Source organism: Sinorhizobium fredii NGR234, from assembly GCF_000018545.1.
GTDB classification, from domain to species: domain Bacteria; phylum Pseudomonadota; class Alphaproteobacteria; order Rhizobiales; family Rhizobiaceae; genus Sinorhizobium; species Sinorhizobium fredii_A.
In genome coordinates, this window is sequence record NC_012586.1 from 1985051 (window position 1) to 1999036 (window position 13986).

Consider the following 13986-nt stretch of genomic DNA (forward strand, 5'->3'; position numbering starts at 1 on the left):
ATCGTCAGCTACCACCGATGTTCATCAGTGAACGGTCAACATTGCCGTAAAAGGGGTTGACATTGCGCAGATTGTGAACACATTGTATTTTTGGTTGGCAAATGTTCTCGCGCTTATGAAGCGGGGATCGCCGCCGCAATGGCACGGAATGGAGGCCGCGCCAAAACAGTCTTGCCTCCATGGGCATTCAACTGATTAGTTTACATTGGGGAGGAACAGCTAATGACTATCTTGACTACGGGTGTGTCGCGCCGCAGGTTTCTGCGGCAGACCGCAGTGTTGGGCCTGGCCGCCGGTGCGGCCTCCAGCCTGAGGGTACCGGCCTTCGCCCAGTCCGATCTTCCGGATATCCAATCCATTCTCGACAAAATATCGGTTAAGGACTACGTGCGGGAGGACTACCGCAAGCTATACTCGATGTCGGACGAGCCGTTGTGGGATCCGGCAAAAGACTGGATCAGAACGGTCAATTGGGAGCAGGTACGGTCGGAGCAAGCAGGCAAAACCGTCCGCTTCGCAGTCGGAGCAGCAGACCAGGAGTCGGCGGCTGAGGGTCTGAAGCCGTTCGAACAGTTGTCCGGCATTAAGGTGGAGCTTGTTCCGATCCCGGACGACAGCTTCTACGACAAGGCCGTTTCCGAATTCATTTCAGGCAATGCTTCCTTCGATGCGCTGCAATTCTTCTCGCCGTGGCTGGGTGATTTTGCCGGCCCGGGCTTCCTGTACGATGATCTCGGCGAGTTTGTCGAAAAGTGGAAGCTTCCGCTGGACGACTTCTACGACACATACCGCCTCAATTACGGCTATTTCGGCGGAAAGCTCGTCGGCATTCCGTTCGACTGCGATATTCAGATGGTGCACCTTCGTAAATCGATCATGGAGAAGATCCTTGGCGGACCGATCGATCGTGCGAACTCCGTTCCGAGTTATGACGAGCTCATCCGCATCACCGCCGAAGCGAATAAACTCGGCGGTGGCGTATCGGGCGTCGGCCTGATGGCGGCGCGTGGCTTCTGGGCCACCTATACTTGGGAGCACATCGCCGCGCAGGCCGGATTGAAGCTCTTCGACGACCAGTGGAACCCCCAATTGACGAGCGATGCGGGGATGAAGGCCATGGAAATCATCATGGCGCTTCAGAAGAACGCCATCGAAGGCGTCTCGGGCGCCGGCTGGGGCGAAAACCGTGCCGCTTGGCTCGGCGGCCAGGTTGCTGCCAATATCAGCTGGCAGGACAGCGGCACGCAGGCCATGCGCCCGGACCAGTCGAAAATCGTCGATGATTTCGTGACGATCTATGAGCCGCGGATTTCGGGCGGTGTGTTTGCTCCGCCAAACATTGCCGGCTCGACATCTTGCGTCGCTGCTACCTCGCAGAACCCCGAAGGCGCGTTCCTGATGCTCGCCTTCCTTACGACGTCCTCGATCATGGCCATGAATGAGGCCAACGCCAACGGCGTGGCCCCCGGCTATCGCTCCGTCTTGGCGAATGAGCGGTTACGCGCGGTCAGCCAGCCGGCAAAGGTATGGGCGGACAGCCTTGAACACGCTTGGTGCGCGCCCCGTCTTCCGGGCATGTTCGAGATGGAACAGGCCCTCGGTAACGAGATTAACCGCGCAGTTACTGGCCAGATCTCCGCCAAGGAGGCTCTTGAGAACGGCCAAAAGGCTTGGAAGAGTATCATGGAGAAGAACGGCTTCTCAGGCGGAAACGGCCCCGTCGCTTATGCGGACGTGGCACCAGGCATGTATGTTGGTGGCGGCAAGGCTTTGCCGTTCTAAGTCCATGGCACATCTATCTCAAAGACTTGAAAAGGGGGCGGCAAAAGCCGCTCCCGCTGCGGCGGTGTACTCGGCCCGCCGCCCTCGCTCGGCGACCGCTAAGAAGATGTTTCCCTATCTTCTTGTCGGACCCGCGGTCCTGTACTTGCTTGCGATCACGCTCTACCCTGGCCTGTTTGCGATGTATCAGAGCCTTTTCGTCGTCAAGTTCGTGAACTGGTCGTGGGCCGGCCTCGGTAACTACACGCGCATCATCCAGGATCGGGAATTCTGGGCTGCACTGGGCAACACTGCAATTATCGGTGGCCTATCGTTGTCCCTCCAGACAATCATAGCAATGACAGTTGCGTTCTTTTGCTACCGCGATCCATTTGTACGCGGCTGGCGGATAGTGTTCCTGATGCCCATGCTGTTCATGCCGTCTGCGGTAGCTTTCATCTGGAAGCTCGCCTTCAACGACGGCCGCGTGATTTCCGATCTGCTGATGTCGGTCGGATTGGCGTCGAACAATGTCGATTGGCTGTCGTCCGTATGGCTGGCGCGGCTCACCCTCATCGTTGCCGATGTCTGGCAGTGGACGCCATTCCTCTTCATCATCTTTGTCGGTGCCCTCCAGGGACAGGATGAGGAAATTGAAGAAGCCGCTCGGCTCGATGGGGCGAGCTGGTCGAGCATTTTCTGGAACATCTCGCTTCCGATGATGCGGCCGATAATCGTCGTCGCGGTAACGTTGCGGGGCATCGATATCACGACGATGTTCACCAACGTCTACATTATGACCCAGGGCACACCTGGCGGCGCGACAGAGACAATGAGCTACTTCATCTATCGGCAGGGATTCCGGATGTTCAACTTCGGTTATGCATCCGCCGCCTCTGTCCTGATGCTCCTCATCACGATTGTGATCGCCCAAACGATCGTCAGGCGTGCATTCAAGTCAGGAAAGTCGTGACATGGCCAGCGTTCGCAAATCAGGCGGCGATAACCTTCTCGTCCGCTACATCATCCTCGTGAGTTGGGCGTTGGTCTGCGTGGTGCCAATCCTGTGGTTCCTGACGATCGGCTTCCGCCCGCGCACCGAGATCATCGTTCCCGAACCCATCTATTGGCCGACCTGGAGCCTGGACGCATGGCGCCTCCTTGCAAGCGACTGGCCCATTGCGCTCTACCTGCGAAACTCCATTCTGGCTGTAGCAGGGTCCGTCGTCATCGACCTCGTCTTAGCGATCCCCGCAGCGTTTGCGCTTGCCCGATACGAGTTCAAGGGGCGCGAGGACATCGGCTTCTACATCCTTTCTACACGGATGATGGCACCGGCGATCGTCGCTGTACCGATCTTCTTCCTGTTCAAGAACATCGGCCTGCTCGACTCCGTCTGGGCGCTCATGCTCATATACGCGGCCATCAATCTTAGCCTCGTGACCTGGATCATCCGCAGCTATATGCTGGATATCCCCAAGGAGCTCGAGGACGCGGCGCGGACAGACGGCGCCGGCGACCTGACCATTCTCTGGGAGATCATGATCCCGGCTTGTCTGCCCGGCATCATCACCGCGGCGGTCATCGCGGCCATTTTCGCCATCAATGAGTTTCTCTTCACACTCCTCATCGCCTCGACGTCGAAAGCCTATACGATGTCCGTTGCCCTCGCCAACTTTACCGGCGGCTCCGATGGGGTGATCTACAACGCAATCGCACTTGTGTCGTTCATCGCCTTCGCGCCGATCCTGATCCTCGTGATCCTGATCCAAAAACATCTTTCGCGCGGGCTGACGATGGGTGCCGTGAAAGGATAAGCCATGGCTTCTATTCTACTCAACAACGTCGTCAAGAGCTTCGGCTCGTTCGTCGGCGTACAGGACATGAACCTCGACGTTGTCGATGAAGAGTTCCTGGTACTTCTGGGCCCATCCGGTTGCGGAAAAACGACGACCATGCGGATGATTGCGGGACTTGAACACCCGACGGAGGGCGAGATTCGGATCGGCGGTGCGCTGATGAACGACATCGACGCCCGCGATCGGGACGTAGCCATGGTCTTTCAGGGATATGCCCTTTATCCGAACATGTCGATCTACGAGAACATCCGCTTCCCGTTGAGGATGCGTCAGGTGCCGAAGGCAAAGCACGACGACCTCATCCGCCGCGCGGCGGAAATGGTCGAACTGGGTCCTTTCCTTGATCGCAAGCCCGGCGCGCTTTCCGGAGGACAACGGCAGCGCGCGGCGCTCGCGCGTGCGATCGTACGCCAGCCGCAGGTGTTCCTAATGGACGAGCCCCTGTCCAATCTGGACGCGAAGCTGCGCGCCAGCATGCGCGTCCAGATCAAGCATATGCAGCGGGAACTGAAGGTGACCACAGTCTACGTCACCCACGACCAGATCGAGGCGATGACGCTGGCTGATCGCATCGTTATCATGAACAAAGGCGTCATTCAGCAGATCGGGACGCCGGACGACATCTACTCGAACCCGGCCAACACCTTCGTGGCGGGCTTTATCGGTTCGCCGCCGATGAATCTCATCGCCGGCACGGCACAGAACGGCACCTTCTCAGCCGCGGGCGTTAAGGTTCCCTGCCCTGCAAGTCTCTCCGGAAACATCACGCTTGGCATCCGTCCGGAGGACTGTCAGGTTGGAGGAGACCACCTTCAGGGGCAGGTCTACGGGGTGGAGCCGACGGGCGACATCACCTACCTCACGGTGCGCACAGCGAACAAGAACATCGAGATCAAGGCGGGGCGTGAATTCCGCGCCGCAATCGACAGCGCCATAGCGGTGGGTTTCGACACTAGCCGCCTCTACTTCTTCGGCGAAGACGACTCTCGCGTGGGGGTGAACTGATGTCGACGACATTCGATCTCAGCTGCGTCGGCTTCTACACCTTCGACGCTCTCTGCCGGCCCGTCACCGAGATACCGCCAGGGGGCCAGACATGCTTCGTGGAGGACTATACACTCGCGGTCTCAGGCGCGGCCGGGTCAGCCGCCATCGTCGCAGCCAAATACGGCCTGCGCGTTCAGGCGGTCGGAGGTGTCGGTTACGACGACATGGGAGATTGGGTCCGCAACAAGCTCAAATCATACGGCGTGGACATACGTATGATGCAGCGCTGCGAGGGCTTCTCGACCTCTTCCTCGATCGTTACCACGCGTCCGGACGGCACGCGACCGGCCCTGCACAAACGGGGCGCCACGGACGCATTCTACGTATCAGACTCGGACATCGATGGATTGCTGGACACAAAAATCCTGCACATCGGCGGCGTTGGCCTCATGAACCGCATGGATGACACCGGCCGGACGGCGGAACTGATGTCCGAGGCGCGTCGCCGGGGCGTGGTCACCACTCTTGACGTTTTCGCTTCGACGCCGGAAGACCTGCCGAAGGTTGAGGCCCTCCTTCCCTATACCGACTATTTCCTTCCGTCCGAAGAGGAGGCAAAGGCGCTATCCGGATTGACGGAAAACCGCGACCTTGCCCACTTCCTGCTGAGCAGGGGAGCCGGATGCGTCATCCTGACGCTTGGTGCCGATGGGGCCTATTATCTCGACCAGACGGGCTTGGAGCTCCATTCTCCAGCCTTTCAGGTTGAGGTGAAATGTACGTGCGGATGTGGAGATTGCTTCAATGGCGGATTTGCCGCTGGCCTCGTCAAAGGGCTTTCTCCCTACTATGCCGTCGAGCTCGGCCAAGCGTCTTCGGCACTGAACGCGACCGGTTTGGGAAGCCAGGCGGGCGTTGTAAGTTACGATGCGACGCGACGATTTATAGAGTCCACACCGAAACGCGGAGGAGCTATGTTGGCGGCAGCCGACGTAGCTAACGCGATGCAATAATGTCATGGGGGGTAAGTCATGGGCATGCGGCCACAATTCGCTCCAGACGCAGCGCAACTGAAGGACGCGCTGCGCGGCTTGCGGTATGTATTCAGGAGGGGATGTGACGCTGTGCAGGCGACGGCGCCGACGAAGCTTCCTCCCCCAGCTTCCAGGATAGCGTTGACAGCGATTCGGGAAATGGGGCTGCTCGCCCGCAATGTGGACCAGATCGTAAGCAGCGTAGTGCACACGGTTTTCGGCGAGGTGACGCTTGGATCCCACAAGCTCCAGGACATGGTGGCCCCCGGCGGACTATCAGAAGAATTTTCCGCTGTATTCTACGAGACGATGAAAATCGTCTTAAGCCAGTTGGGCGCCAGCAGGGCACTGGTTAGCCAGAGCGCCGGCCGGAAGGCCTTTGCCCAGGTAATGTCGTGCGATGCGCCTGAGCATTTCGCAGCGCAACTCACCCTCCAGCTTCTCCGTGAGGAGCCTGTCAGGATCGATTATCTAGACGCCCATTCACCCGTCTCGAAGGAAACCGTCGCGCAGGTCGCCGTCTTTTCCGTCTTGCTGTATCTGCTTTCGGACCGCGACAACGAAGACTACGCGAAGATGATCCAAGCGGCGACCAATCTAGCAACCGCGCTTCAGGATGAGATTGCGCAAGCCTGCCGGACGCAGGACGGCGCGGTGCTGTCTTCGCTCTTTGCGAGGTACGCGGCCCATGTTTGATCTTTGCCAATTGATTTCGCATTTGCCGCCGACGAACAAGCCTCTCCGCATCGCTGCCAGACAGCTTCACTGGTTTAGAACGGCATTCGAGGCGCACGCAGCATTGTGCGGCGAACTTATAGGGCATCGCTTTCAGATCGACGAACTGAAACTTGCGCGCGCCTTTGTCCGTTGGCTGAAAAACATCGAGCAACAGCGGCCGGCGAATAAAACAGAGCGCCGCGAGTTCTTCGAATTTGCGCCGTCGCTCATGCTACGCGAACTCATCGCTGAGATGCCGTTAAGGACGACGAAGTCTCCACAACAGGTAGTTCAAGGGTCCGCCCCCGAGTTCTGGCCCGAAGGCTATGTCGCCACGACGTTCTGCCTAACGGTGTTCGCCGCAACGATGGACCAAGAGTTCCACGCGAAAGTCGAAATTGACCAGATGGTCGACGACCTGCGCAGCTGGTGGTCTTTCCGGGAGAACGCCAACGAGGATACGAGCTATGCGGCGGGATTCTTCCAGAAGGTCTTGGGCAACGAGCCGAACTGGTCGATGCCCGGTAACTTCAGCGCTCGTTATCGCCGCACCTGATCTAAGGAGCCCTCCGAATTTCGCCCCTCCCCGCCTATGGGGCGCCTGACCGCTCGGCTCCAGAGCGCCCCGGAGATTTCGTTCGCAATCAGAATGACGCGACGTGCAAGCCCCGCGGCGCGGGCGACCGGCATGCGCACGGCCGGACCCAATCACAAAATCGCGGCTTTTAGAGCCAGGGAGTCGTGACGAAGCTACCCGCTAAGATATTTGCCGTTCGACGTGTTTGCGACATGATCGCATGGCATATTTCTCGGCACCCGCCGCTCTGCTCAATGCGCGAGCCTTGTTGCAGCAAATCGTTGCACGACCCCTTGCATAGAATCGCCGGCTTCGGGCCGACCACCGATGACCCTGGAGGCCCCTTTTGACCGCAGCCGTGTCGCCAAACATATGCATCATCATCGCAGCAAAGAATGCCGCCGATACAATTGCGAGAGCCATAGCATCTGCGCTTGCCGAGCCCGAAACAGCAGAAGTTATCGTCATTGATGACGGTTCGACCGATGATACCGCGGCCGTTGCCCGCGCCGCGGATGATGGGACCGATCGACTTAATGTTACCCGCTTCGAAGTGAACCGCGGGCCCTCTGCAGCGCGCAATCATGCGATTTCAATCTCGCAATCCCCGCTTCTCGCCGTGCTGGACGCGGACGACTTCTTTTTTCCCGGCCGACTGCGGCAACTGCTTTCTCACGATGGTTGGGACTTGATTGCTGACAACATCGCCTTCATCGATGCCGCCCAAGTAGCGAGCGCCGGTGGCAAGCTCGAGCAGTTCGCGCCGAGTCCACGCCTCATTGATCTTGTCGGTTTCATCGAAGGAAACATTTCGCGGCGCGGCGCCCGCCGCGGGGAAATCGGCTTCCTGAAACCTATTATCCGACGCGCCTTTCTCGACCAACACGGGCTTCGTTACGATGAGACGCTGCGCCTCGGCGAAGACTACAACCTTTATGCACGAGCGCTCGCACGAGACGCGCGCTACAAGATCATCAAAAGCTGCGGCTACGCTGCGGTCGTGCGCGGCAGCTCGCTCAGCGGCAGCCACCGCACGATCGACTTAAAGCGTCTGTACGAGGCCGACCGGGCAATGATTGCTGAGGCCCCGCTTGGGGACGACGCCGAGGCCTCGCTGCGTCGGCACGAACGCCATGTGCGGGACCGCTATGAACTGCGGCATTTTCTCGACCTCAAGAACCAGGGCGGCTTCAGGAGCGCAATCGGCTATGCCATGAAGCATCCTGCCGCCCTGCCGGCGATCGTCGGCGGTATCCTGGCCGACAAGGCCGAGCGCTTTCGGCAACCACGGTCGCCGGCGCCGGTCGCCCTCGGCGGCACCGGAGAGATTCGCTACCTGCTTCGAGAATAGTTCAAGTGAACGCAGAGTTTATGTTCGAATACCGCACCGAAGGAAAAGCACTGCCGCATGTTGCCTGCTGGCGCGGATGAAACAAATCGCCGACTTGCCGAACTCGGGGTCGGTAAATCCCGATTGGGACGAGGGCGTGCATCGCGCGTCCTCCTCATGACCAATCGGGAAGCCGTCAGCCGAGGCTCCTAACTAACTATACAGCCAACAGCTTCTTCTCACGTGCCGCCCTCAGCCGGGCGAAACCGTCGCCGGCATGGTGCGACGAACGGGTCAGCGGGCTCGATGCGACCATCAGGAAGCCCTTGGTATAGGCGACGGTCTCGTAGGACTTGAACTCCTCGGGCGTCACGAAGTTCTCGACCTTGTGGTGCTTGCGGGTCGGCTGCAGGTACTGGCCGATGGTCAGGAAGTCGACGTCGGCGGTGCGCAGGTCGTCCATCAGCTGCAGCACCTCGTTCCGCTCCTCGCCGAGGCCGACCATGATGCCGGACTTGGTGAACATCGTCGGATCGAGTTCCTTGACCCGCTGCAGCAGGCGGACGGAGTGGAAGTAGCGCGCCCCCGGACGAACCGTGAGGTAGTTGCCCGGCACGGTTTCGAGATTGTGGTTGAAGACGTCCGGCTTGGCGGCGACGACGCGCTCCAGCGCGCCCGGCTTCTTCAGGAAGTCCGGCGTCAGGATCTCGATGGTGGTCGTCGGCGAGGCCTCGCGGATCGCCCAGATGACCTTCTCGAAGTGCTCGGCGCCACCGTCCTCGAGGTCGTCACGGTCGACCGAGGTGATGACGACGTGGCTGAGCCCCATCTGCTTGACCGCCTTGGCGACGTTTTCGGGCTCTTCGAGGTCGAGCGCGTTCGGCTTGCCGGTCGCCACATTGCAGAAGGCGCAGGCCCGCGTACAGATCTCGCCCATGATCATGAAGGTGGCGTGCTTCTTGTCCCAACATTCGCCGATGTTCGGGCAGCCGGCCTCCTCGCAGACGGTGACGAGCTTGTTGCTCTTCACGATCGACCGGGTCTCCTGGTAGCCCTTCGAGGTCGGCGCCTTGACGCGGATCCAGTCCGGTTTGCGCAGCACTTCCGTGTCCGGCCTGTGGGCCTTTTCCGGGTGTCGAACGCGTTGAGCCCGATCCGAGACCGCATCGAAAACCGTTACCATCTGTCTTCCTTCATTGCGTCGAGCGGTCGCTCCAAGGCCCGAAGCTTTAAAGCACGGGTGCCTCTGCCCTATTTGTCCGCCGACCGAACAACTCTGATTGCGTTCAGAGTGCGACAGGATGGCCTAGAAATCCACCTCGATCGCCGTCCCTCTTGAGAGGGCGAGCTCGACCGCAGCTGATGCCACCGCTAGATCCTGCAGGGCGACCCCTGTTCCATCAAACAGTGTTATCTCTTCTGGCGAAGAACGGCCTGGATGGCGCCCCGTGATGACGGCACCGAGCTCGATGATGTCGTCCCGGGTGATTAGCCCCTTCTCAAAGGCATGTTGGCATTCACCGATTGTGACGGCTTGAGCGACTTCGTCGGCGAACACCGTCGCTCCAGCGACCAAGTCAGCATCCATCTCCTGTTTGCCTTTCGTGTCGGTCCCCATGCACGCGAGATGCGTGCCGGGACGAACTTGGGAGGCCTTGAGAATTGGGGCGAACGACGAGGTGATCGAGATGATGACGTCCGCTTCAGCACCCAGACGATCGAGATCGACGGTCTCGAAAGGAAGTTCCAGTTCCTTCGCGACGTCTTCGAGGCGGCTCAGCATCTCGGGGTGAAAATTCCACGCGAGGACTTTCTCAAAAGGCCTCTGCTCCACCGCGGCGCGCAACTGGTACGTCGACTGGTGACCTGCGCCTATCATCCCAAGCACCTTCGCGTCCTGACGGGCAAGGTACTTGATCGAAACAGCCGAGGCTGCCGCCGTCCGAAGCGCGGTGAGCAGATTGCCGCCAACAATAGCGCGGCACTTGCCGGTATCGGCGTCAAACAGGAAGACTGTCGATTGATGGTTCGCCAACCCTTTGTGAATGTTGTTGGGCCAGAACCCCCCTGATTTAAGACCGAGGGCCAGACTCTCGCGGTCGAATCCCGACTTGAAGCCATAGAGCGCGTCGGCGTGACCAATTGCCTCGCGGATGACGGGAAAATTGTACGCCGACTGCTTCGACATGGAGGCGAAGACGTCTTCGACTGCAACAAAGCAATCAGCCGACGTAACCAGCGCGGGAATTTGGCTCTCGGGAACGATGATCATTTTACCTTCCGATTGGTTACAAGAGGGGCGGTGCCCCTCTTTGGTTAGTACGCCTTGCCCCGAGCCGAGACAGGCCACAGCGTTTCAACCTTGCCGTTACGCACACCCACATACCAGTCGTGCACATTGCAGGTCGGGTCACAGTGGCCGGGAACCAAACGAAGCTTCTCATTGATCTTCAGGACACCGTTAGGATCCTCGATGACGCCGTGTTCATCCGTGCATTTCACGTATTTGACGTCATCGCGACCGTAGACAAACGGCAGCCCAGAATCGACGGACTGGGACTTCAATCCCGCGTCGCAAACGGCTTTGCCCGGCTTGGCGTGGCTCATGACGCTGGTGAGGATGAACAGCGCGTTTTCCCATTCGCCCTTGTCAATCCTGGTGCCAGCCTTGTCGAGGATGCGGCCATAATCGGCATCCATGAACGCGTAGCTGCCGCATTGCAGTTCGTTGTAAACGCCGGAATGGCTCTCGAAATAGTAGCTGCCGGTGCCGCCTCCGCTCACCAGTTCCGGCTCCAAGCCTTCAGCCTTCAAGGCCTCGATCGCTTCCTTGACCTGTGCAATTGCGATGTCGAGCTTGGCCTTGCGGTCTTCGTACTTGTCGATGTGCTGCATGGCGCCTTGATAGGCCTGAATGCCTGCGAACGTGAGACCCGGTGCACCATTGACCGCGTCGGCAAGCGCCACAACCGCCGAGATACTGGTCACGCCGCAGCGTCCGGCACCACAATCGATCTCGACAAAGCACTCGAGCGTTGCTCCATGCTTCTGCGTTGCGGCAGACAGCTCGGCAACATTGGCCAGGTCGTCGACACAAACGATGATCCGTGCGTCCTGCTTGGCGAGGCGAGCGAGACGATCGATCTTCAGCGGATCGCGGACCTGGTTCGAAACCAGCACATCCTTGATGCCCCCGCGCACAAATACTTCTGCCTCGGATACCTTCTGGCAGCACACACCAATCGCACCGCCCAGTTCTTGCTGGAGTCTAAGAACGTCGACCGATTTGTGCATCTTGCCGTGTGCCCTGTGGCGCATGTTGTGCGCCTTGGCATAGTCGCCCATTTTTCGGATGTTGCGTTCGAGAGCATCGAGATCAAGGATCAGGCACGGCGTCTGGATTTCATCAATACTCATTCCGGGAAGAGCCGGTACGTCGTAGCCGACTTCCATGCCCTCAAACTTCGTTTCCATGTTCATCTCTCTTTCTCTCCCTTATTGCCAAGGCAATTTGTCTAGGTCGACGTTGCCGCCCGTGACGATGACGCCGACGCGCTTGCCGGCAAACAGATCCTTGTTCTTCAGGATGGTCGCCAGCGGCACGGCGCTGGAAGGCTCCATCACGATTTTCATCCGTTTCCAGATGAGCTTCATCGCGTCGATGATCTCTTCCTCCGAGGCCGTGAGGATGTCGGTGACGTGGTTTTTGACGAAGTGCCACGTCAGATCCTTGAGAGGCACTTTTAGCCCGTCGGCAACAGTGTCCGGCGCGTCGTCGGCGATGATGTGCCCTGCTTTGAAACTCCGGTATGCGTCGTCCGCCTGCTCCGGCTCGGCCGCGTAGATGGCGATATGCGATGCCAGATTGGACAGTGCGAGGCAGGTGCCCGACACCATACCGCCGCCGCCAATGGGCGCGATCACGGCGTCTAGACCGTCCACCTGCTCAATCAGTTCTTTCGAGCAGGTTGCCTGACCGGCGATGACACGGGGATCGTTGTAGGGATGCACGAATTCCGCGCCACTCTCAGCGACCACTTCTGCAAAGACCGCTTCTCGGGAAGACGTTGATGGCTCACACTCAACAACCTTGCCACCGTAGCCGCGGACAGCATCTTTTTTGGCTTGCGGCGCGGTGCGGGGCATGACGACCGTGCAAGGTATTCCGCGCTGCCCCGCCGCGTATGAAAGGCAGGTTCCATGATTGCCCGAGGAGTGAGTGGCGACGCCCTTCGCTGCCTGTTTGTCGCTCAGGCCAAAAACTGCGTTGGACGCGCCACGAGCCTTGAAGGCGCCGGCCTTCTGAAAATTCTCGCACTTGAAATAGAGCTCCGCTCCTGCAAGCGAGTTAATGAAGCTCGAGGTGAGAACTGGCGTGCGATGAATATGCGGCTTGATCCGTTCATGCGCGTCAATCACGTCGGAAAGCGTCGGGATATACATTGTCATGGCTTTTCAGGCGGCTCCCTGGCCTGCAGGAACATGGCTGCTTCGATAAAATTCCTGAGCGGCGGCAACCCCCGACCCGAGCTTGATAGCGAGGCCAAGATCGGCCATGACCATCTCGGCCGTCGCGATGCCTAAAAGGGCCATCACGTCCGTCAGGCTGCCGAGGTGTCCAATCCGGAACACCTTGCCGGCGACCTCTCCCAACCCGACGCCGAAGGCGACGTCGTACTTCTTCGCCGCGTGAGTAACGACCGACGTTGCATCGAACCCCTCAGGCGTACGAATTGCGCTGACGGTGTCAGAGTAAAGGTCCTCGCTTGTTGCACAGAGTTCCAGCCCCCATGCGCGAACAGCAGCACGAACCCCGGACGCTATACGCTTGTGCCGCGCGAACACGTTTTCGAGCCCTTCCGCCAGCAGGATTTCCGTCGAGACCTTCAGGCCGTTGAGGAGTCCCACCGCCGGTGTGTAGGGATAGGCGTTGTTCTCATAGCTCTTCGACATATCGCGGACATCGAAGAAAGTGCGTGGGAGCTTCGCTGTTTCGAGCGCAGCCAATGCCTTGGGCGAGAATGCAGTGATCGCCAGTCCGGCAGGCAGCATGAATCCTTTTTGCGAGCCTGTGACCGCAATATCGACTCCCCACTCGTCCATACGAAAGTCCATGGACGCGATCGAGCTTACCCCGTCGACGAACAGCATGGCGGGATGACGAGCTGCATCAATGGCACGTCGAACTGCCGCAATGTCCGACCTGACGCCCGTTGCGGTTTCGTTGTGCGTGACGAGGACGGCCTTGATCTCATGCGCTTTGTCGGCGGCGAGTATTTCCTCATACCGGTCCGCCGGAGCACCACTCCCCCAAGACGCCAGTATGATTTCGACGTTAAGGCCATGTCGCTGGCACATGTCGATCCAACGATGGCTGAACATTCCGTTCCGAGCCGCCAACACACGGTCGCCGGGACTAAGGGTGTTTGTGATGGCTGTCTCCCATCCGCCCGTTCCCGTTGCTGGAAAGACGAAGATCGAAGCAGCTTCGGACTTCAGAACCTTTTTCACGCCCGCAAGACCGGGACGCAGAATCTCACCGAACATGGGGGAGCGATGGTCGATGGTTGGCATATCCGAGGCCTTCCGCAGGACCTCGGGCATATTCGTCGGACCTGGAATGAAAACCGGGTTCTGCTGGTGCATTTCGACGTCCTCCTAGAGCCTAGAGGATTGGTAGCACGCCTCCATACTTCGGTAAATTTTTTTGAAAGTGTTTTT

Annotated in this window: 13 protein-coding genes; 8 read left to right on the plus strand and 5 right to left on the minus strand. The window is 59.1% G+C overall.

All coding sequences use genetic code 11. From position 1 onward, the window contains the following. Positions 1-222: 222 nt before the first annotated feature. From NGR_RS09320 to NGR_RS09355, 8 genes are all read left to right on the plus strand, one after another. Entirely contained in the window at positions 223-1782 is a 1560-nt protein-coding gene (locus NGR_RS09320) for an ABC transporter substrate-binding protein (protein WP_015888011.1), read from the plus strand. Between the two features lie 4 nt (positions 1783-1786). Continuing rightward, the gene (locus NGR_RS09325; protein ID WP_164924115.1) at positions 1787-2734 is read left to right on the plus strand and encodes a carbohydrate ABC transporter permease; all 948 of its coding nucleotides are present in this window, start codon (positions 1787-1789) and stop codon (positions 2732-2734) included. Position 2735: 1 nt separating this feature from the next. After that, entirely contained in the window at positions 2736-3578 is an 843-nt protein-coding gene (locus NGR_RS09330; RefSeq protein ID WP_015888013.1) for a carbohydrate ABC transporter permease, read from the plus strand. Between the two features lie 3 nt (positions 3579-3581). Beyond that, positions 3582-4625 carry an ABC transporter ATP-binding protein gene (locus NGR_RS09335; protein WP_015888014.1) on the plus strand — a complete coding sequence of 348 codons (1044 nt, stop codon included), beginning with the start codon at positions 3582-3584 and terminating at the stop codon, positions 4623-4625. Beyond that, positions 4625-5620 (plus strand): carbohydrate kinase family protein, encoded by a 996-nt coding sequence (locus NGR_RS09340; RefSeq protein ID WP_015888015.1) that lies wholly within the window; start codon positions 4625-4627, stop codon positions 5618-5620. Before NGR_RS09335 ends, NGR_RS09340 begins: the two co-directional genes overlap by 1 nt. An 18-nt stretch (positions 5621-5638) precedes the next feature. Then, positions 5639-6337 (plus strand): hypothetical protein, encoded by a 699-nt coding sequence (locus NGR_RS09345; protein WP_015888016.1) that lies wholly within the window; start codon positions 5639-5641, stop codon positions 6335-6337. Then, entirely contained in the window at positions 6330-6914 is a 585-nt protein-coding gene (locus NGR_RS09350) for a hypothetical protein (protein ID WP_015888017.1), read from the plus strand. The genes NGR_RS09345 and NGR_RS09350 overlap by 8 nt, the downstream gene beginning before the upstream one ends. Before the next feature lie 367 nt (positions 6915-7281). Then, the gene (locus tag NGR_RS09355) at positions 7282-8286 is read left to right on the plus strand and encodes a glycosyltransferase family 2 protein (protein ID WP_015888018.1); all 1005 of its coding nucleotides are present in this window, start codon (positions 7282-7284) and stop codon (positions 8284-8286) included. A gap of 196 nt (positions 8287-8482) precedes the next feature. Here the strand turns inward: NGR_RS09355 and lipA are convergent, their stop codons facing one another. The 5 genes from lipA to bhcA form a co-directional block, all read right to left on the minus strand. Continuing rightward, positions 8483-9448, minus strand: coding sequence for a lipoyl synthase (gene lipA, locus NGR_RS09360; protein ID WP_015888019.1), 966 nt, complete (start codon positions 9446-9448; stop codon positions 8483-8485). Between the two features lie 123 nt (positions 9449-9571). Next, entirely contained in the window at positions 9572-10537 is a 966-nt protein-coding gene (gene bhcD, locus NGR_RS09365) for an iminosuccinate reductase BhcD (RefSeq protein WP_164923979.1), read from the minus strand. A 44-nt stretch (positions 10538-10581) separates the two neighbouring features. Continuing rightward, positions 10582-11745 (minus strand): 3-hydroxy-D-aspartate aldolase BhcC, encoded by a 1164-nt coding sequence (gene bhcC, locus NGR_RS09370; RefSeq protein WP_015888021.1) that lies wholly within the window; start codon positions 11743-11745, stop codon positions 10582-10584. A gap of 15 nt (positions 11746-11760) precedes the next feature. Next, positions 11761-12708 carry a beta-hydroxyaspartate dehydratase BhcB gene (gene bhcB, locus NGR_RS09375; RefSeq protein ID WP_164924116.1) on the minus strand — a complete coding sequence of 316 codons (948 nt, stop codon included), beginning with the start codon at positions 12706-12708 and terminating at the stop codon, positions 11761-11763. A 12-nt stretch (positions 12709-12720) separates the two neighbouring features. Then, positions 12721-13911 carry an L-aspartate--glyoxylate aminotransferase BhcA gene (gene bhcA, locus NGR_RS09380; RefSeq protein WP_015888023.1) on the minus strand — a complete coding sequence of 397 codons (1191 nt, stop codon included), beginning with the start codon at positions 13909-13911 and terminating at the stop codon, positions 12721-12723. Between the last annotated feature and the right edge of the window lie 75 nt (positions 13912-13986).

Excerpts from the sequence above, each read along its gene's own strand:
- NGR_RS09320 (WP_015888011.1), top strand. The coding sequence starts at position 223 with ATGACTATCTTGACTACGGGTGTGTCGCGCCGCAGGTTTCTGCGGCAG.
- NGR_RS09325 (WP_164924115.1), top strand. The coding sequence starts at position 1,787 with ATGGCACATCTATCTCAAAGACTTGAAAAGGGGGCGGCAAAAGCCGCT.
- NGR_RS09330 (WP_015888013.1), top strand. The coding sequence starts at position 2,736 with ATGGCCAGCGTTCGCAAATCAGGCGGCGATAACCTTCTCGTCCGCTAC.
- NGR_RS09335 (WP_015888014.1), top strand. The coding sequence starts at position 3,582 with ATGGCTTCTATTCTACTCAACAACGTCGTCAAGAGCTTCGGCTCGTTC.
- NGR_RS09340 (WP_015888015.1), top strand. The coding sequence starts at position 4,625 with ATGTCGACGACATTCGATCTCAGCTGCGTCGGCTTCTACACCTTCGAC.
- NGR_RS09345 (WP_015888016.1), top strand. The coding sequence starts at position 5,639 with ATGGGCATGCGGCCACAATTCGCTCCAGACGCAGCGCAACTGAAGGAC.
- NGR_RS09350 (WP_015888017.1), top strand. The coding sequence starts at position 6,330 with ATGTTTGATCTTTGCCAATTGATTTCGCATTTGCCGCCGACGAACAAG.
- lipA (WP_015888019.1), bottom strand. The coding sequence starts at position 9,448 with ATGGTAACGGTTTTCGATGCGGTCTCGGATCGGGCTCAACGCGTTCGA.
- bhcD (WP_164923979.1), bottom strand. The coding sequence starts at position 10,537 with ATGATCATCGTTCCCGAGAGCCAAATTCCCGCGCTGGTTACGTCGGCT.
- bhcC (WP_015888021.1), bottom strand. The coding sequence starts at position 11,745 with ATGAACATGGAAACGAAGTTTGAGGGCATGGAAGTCGGCTACGACGTA.
- bhcB (WP_164924116.1), bottom strand. The coding sequence starts at position 12,708 with ATGTATATCCCGACGCTTTCCGACGTGATTGACGCGCATGAACGGATC.
- bhcA (WP_015888023.1), bottom strand. The coding sequence starts at position 13,911 with ATGCACCAGCAGAACCCGGTTTTCATTCCAGGTCCGACGAATATGCCC.